The sequence below is a fragment of the Victivallis sp. genome (genome assembly GCF_048170485.1).
In the GTDB taxonomy this organism is placed as follows: domain Bacteria; phylum Verrucomicrobiota; class Lentisphaeria; order Victivallales; family Victivallaceae; genus Victivallis.
The window spans coordinates 1-4002 of sequence record NZ_DBEXAY010000021.1 but is presented as its reverse complement, the minus strand read 5'-3'; the positions used below and the strand labels follow the sequence as shown (position 1 = coordinate 4002).

Below are 4002 nucleotides of genomic sequence, written 5' to 3'. Positions count from 1 at the left end.
TGAAAAATTTCTTCCTCTCTTGACATCGCCGGTCTGCTCTCGCTCTGCACGAAGGTGAAGGAGGGAACTTATCCACCGGTGGCGGAAGCTGTGGCGCCGGTCGGGGTGAAGCATACGGTGTTTCAGTCGGTGGCGACCTATTTCCGGCAGAGTTTTTCGATTCCCTATTACCGCTGGGTGATTGTCGGGCTGGTGTTCAGCTATCTGGCGGCGGCCCCCTTCAACATTTTTTCGATCTTCTACGCCAAGAGCCTGAATATGGATATGCACGAGTACGGGCTTCTCATCACGCTCACCTATGCGGTTTCGCTGGTGATGAGCTATTTCCTTGGAATGCTCGCCGACCGGTTTCATCCCCTGCGCACCAGCCTGGTGGCGCAGATTCTCTATCTGGTGACGATGCTGGCCGGCTGGTTCGTGGTGACGGGGAACGGCTCCTTCGGCGTGCTGCTGGTGATCCACGGAATCATCTCCGGCTGCTTTTTCACCCTTTCGGCGTCGCTCGGACAGAAGCTCTTTCCCCGCGAACTCTTCGCTCAGTTCAACTCGGCCTTCTCGATGCTGCTGGCGATCGGCAACGTCATTCTCGGACCGCTTTTCGGCTGGATGCTCGATCAACTGGCGCGGGACTACCGGTACACCTTTCTCTTTGGTGCCGTGCTGACCGCGTTGAGCGTGATTTCGCTGTGGAAGGTGTTTCGCGGCTATCTCGCCTACGGCGGTGATGCGGCCTACACGCCGCCTGATCCGGGCGAATAGAGGTTTTTTACACGGTGAACTTGCCGTCCTCTCTGATGCATCGATGAGCAGGAAACGTTTTTCCCTACCCTGATGCATTGACGCTCCGGGGCAATTTGCAAAACGTTTTCCCGGGTGCTATGTTATCCCCGGCGAAAGGGCCCCCCCCGATGAAAGGCGGGCGGGCCGCAAACCTTCTCTGCCCCTGCGGCAGAGTGCTGCAGATGAACTTCAACGAATCGGGTGGAAACGATGAATAGTTGTGAAACCGCACTTCTGATTATCGATATGCAACGGGATTTTGTGACGGCGGGGTCTCCGCTCTGTGTGGCCGGAGCGGCGGCCACGGTACCGGCCATCGCCGCTCTGCTGGAATACTGCCGACACGACGGCAACATCGCGATTTTTCACGTCATCCGCGAGTACGATCCCTCCGGAATCGATCTGGAACGGAGCAGGCTCCAGCAGTTTCAGGGAGTTCCCGGCGCGGTGCGGGGAACCCCGGGGGCGGAGATCGTGCCGGAACTCCGCCCGCTTCCGGGGGAGATGTTGATCGTCAAACCGCGCTACAGCGCCTTCTTCCACACCAGGCTTGACCTGTGTCTGCGCCGTCTCGGCGTCGACTCGTTGCTGATTGCCGGGACGCAGTACCCGAACTGCATCCGGGCAACGGTGACCGACGCGCTCTCGCTGGACTACCGGGTCACGGTGCTTTCGGACTGCTGCAGCGCCCAAACCCCGGAGATCGCCGACGCCAATCTGACTGATATGCGCAACCTTGGCGCCCGCTGTGTGACGCTCGCCGCGTGGCGGGCCGGGGCGGAGGCGTGACGAACCGCCGCCGGACTGGCCTTTCCCCTTAGCGGAACCGTTCGAGCCAGAGGCCGGTGTGTCCGCCGGGAATCACCATCCGGCCGCGATGAAAGAGCACCCGGTCCGGCGTCCCGGGCAGCAGACAATAGCACCGTTCCGAAACCCGTTCGGCAACTCCCGGCGCCGGGAGACGGTAGAAACTGACTTCACCGCTGTACCGGTTGGAGAAGGCGATGCCGTCGGTTCCGGCGGTCGGTACGCCCCGGATCGGACCGGCGGCGCAGCGGATGAGTTCCGGCCGGGTTCCGGCCGGGTCCGGAATCCGGCAGAAGCCGTCCCGCCCGTTCATCAGAAAGCCGCCGTTCCAGCAGGTGATGCCCTCGCACTGGCCGCCGGAGAGCTCCCCGCGATCATCTTTGAGCAGTTTCGGCCGGGGGCCGGAGAGATCGTACCAGGCGAGACCGCAGTAGGGCCAGATCACCGGGAGGAGTCCATCCCGGTCGCTTTCCGGGAACGAGTCGCCGTAGAGCAGTCCGCCGTGAAGATGGTGGTAGACCAGCCGGATTGCGGAGAGGTCGGCAAGATCGAGAATCCGCAGAATGCCATCCCGGCAGCTGCATACGGCGAATCTGCCTTTCCTTGCGAGGCGGCAGAGCTGGAAGATCCGGTTCGGGCGCTTGAATCGGCCGAGCTCCTTCGGCGGGGAGACGGCGAGATCGTAGACTGCCACACCGTCCAGCCCTTCCGCGGAATAGAGCTTTCCGTCATGCACCGCCACATCGTAGGAACAGCGGACCGGGAGCGTCTCGACCGCTTCCACTTTCTCACCGTCGAGGTGCCAGATCTTCACGCCGGCGTGGGAACAGGCCGCAAAGAGCGTGTCTCCGTCGAGGGCGAGGCGGCGCACCTGGCCGCCGCACTCCACCCGGGCAAGGCCGTCGATGTTGACGGGCGCGGGGCGGCCGGTGTGGAGCGGAACACTCGATCTTTCCGGAGGATTCGGTTTGAGGCCGGGGAGGGGGGCGACCAGCAGGCCGCTCTTCTGGACCGCGACGTAGAGCACGCCGTCGCCGACAGCGCAGTCGCCGGCGCAGTCCGGCACCGTGATGCGGACCCGGCCGGTTGCGCGGCCATCCATGCGGATGATGTCGGGCGGCAACAGGCGGCCGATGCAGCGGGGATGGGTCAAATCGGAGAGATCGACCCGGAACACTCCGTTGTGGGTATCGGCGACGAACGCCTCCTTTCCTGCGAGGCGGACGGTCCAGAAATCGTTGGTTTTGACCTGCAGCAGCGGAAAATTGAGCCGGGCAAGATGGTGCGGCAGCCGGTTCTCGTCGAGGCGGAAGATATCCAGCCCGTGGCCGTTGCCGACCAGCTCCACCTCTTCGCTGTTTTTCGCGTTGAGGCCGGTCGCGGCGCAGCAGAGGTCGCCGTAGATCGCTACGCCGTCGCCGAATCCGCCGAGTTGCGCGGCGGTGATCTTCACCGGATTGCTGCGATCGCGGACGTCGATGACGGTGAGGTGCCCGACGCTCCAGTCTCCGACGTAGAGACGCCCGTCGGAATAGGCGGCGGACTGCGCCTCCGGGGTGCGGATCAGCGAAAGGTGACGGGGATGGGCAGGAGCGGACACATCGATGATTTCAACTCCGTAGATCCGCTCGGTGACGAAGACGGTATCCTCCGCCACGGCGATGCCGGTGGCGAGTTCCGCCGTATCGAACCGGGTGATGACCTGCGGCCGGGCGGGATCGGCCAGATCGAGAATCCAGAGGCCGAATTCGCGGGCGGTGAGGTAGAGCCGTCCGTGTGCCGCCGTGAGCTGACGACCGTTGCCGAATCCGCTGCGTCTCCAGCAGAGTTTCGGCTGGTCCGGCCGGGAGATGTCGTAGACGCTGAGCCGGTCGCCGCCGGCGGTGTAGAGGTAGTTGCCGGTGCGGGCCAGCGCAATACACCCGGCCGAACCGGGAACGATGGTGAAGGGAATTTCCGGATAGTGTTCCATTGCAGATGCTGTTGTGTGGTTGTGATGTGAAACGGATCTCCGGCTTCAGCTCCTGGTGAGGGCGCGCAGCCGCAACCCGACCGTGAGGGTGACGAGACCGTAGAAGATCAGATAGAAGGCGAAGACATAATCGACCCAGATGCTTCCGGCGAGCGGAAACATGGTGATGAGAATTCCGCAGATCAGGCTGAGTGCGCCGTTGACGGCGGTCATGATGCGGAAGGAGTTGGCGAAACTGCGCGCCATCCAGGCGGCGGAAAAGAGTTCCACGCCGTGAAAGATGAACCAGATGCCCAGAATGAGCAGCAGCTCCAGAACGCCGAGCAGCGGATCGAGAACGAGAAATGCCCCGGCGATCAGCAACACCAGCCCGTAGAGCAGCCGGCCGATGCTGAAGCGGCGGCGAAGCAGAAAGGTGAGGATGAGCTGCTGAATGCCGCAGC

Annotated in this window: 4 protein-coding genes; 2 read left to right on the top strand and 2 right to left on the bottom strand. The window is 63.0% G+C overall.

What is annotated here, in order from left to right; translation table 11 throughout:
• The first annotated feature begins 78 nt into the window (after positions 1–78).
• Positions 79–759, top strand: coding sequence for an MFS transporter (locus ACMLHG_RS01065; RefSeq protein WP_295808694.1), 681 nt, complete (start codon positions 79–81; stop codon positions 757–759).
• Positions 760–990: 231 nt separating this feature from the next.
• Positions 991–1569: a cysteine hydrolase family protein gene (locus ACMLHG_RS01060; RefSeq protein WP_417169246.1), complete on the top strand. Its 579-nt coding sequence runs from the start codon at positions 991–993 to the stop codon at positions 1567–1569.
• A 28-nt stretch (positions 1570–1597) separates the two neighbouring features.
• On the opposite strand, the gene ACMLHG_RS01055 is transcribed toward ACMLHG_RS01060, so the two are convergent.
• A complete protein-coding gene (locus ACMLHG_RS01055) occupies positions 1598–3559 on the bottom strand; it encodes a hypothetical protein (protein ID WP_417169245.1) in 1962 nt (653 codons plus the stop codon).
• 45 nt (positions 3560–3604) lie between these two features.
• The coding region (locus tag ACMLHG_RS01050; RefSeq protein WP_417169244.1) for a DUF308 domain-containing protein at positions 3605–4002 on the bottom strand (398 nt) is incomplete at its 5' end.

Bases quoted from the DNA above. Each gene is read 5' to 3' on its own strand.
- ACMLHG_RS01055 (WP_417169245.1), bottom strand. From the start codon at position 3,559: ATGGAACACTATCCGGAAATTCCCTTCACCATCGTTCCCGGTTCGGCC.
- ACMLHG_RS01060 (WP_417169246.1), top strand. From the start codon at position 991: ATGAATAGTTGTGAAACCGCACTTCTGATTATCGATATGCAACGGGAT.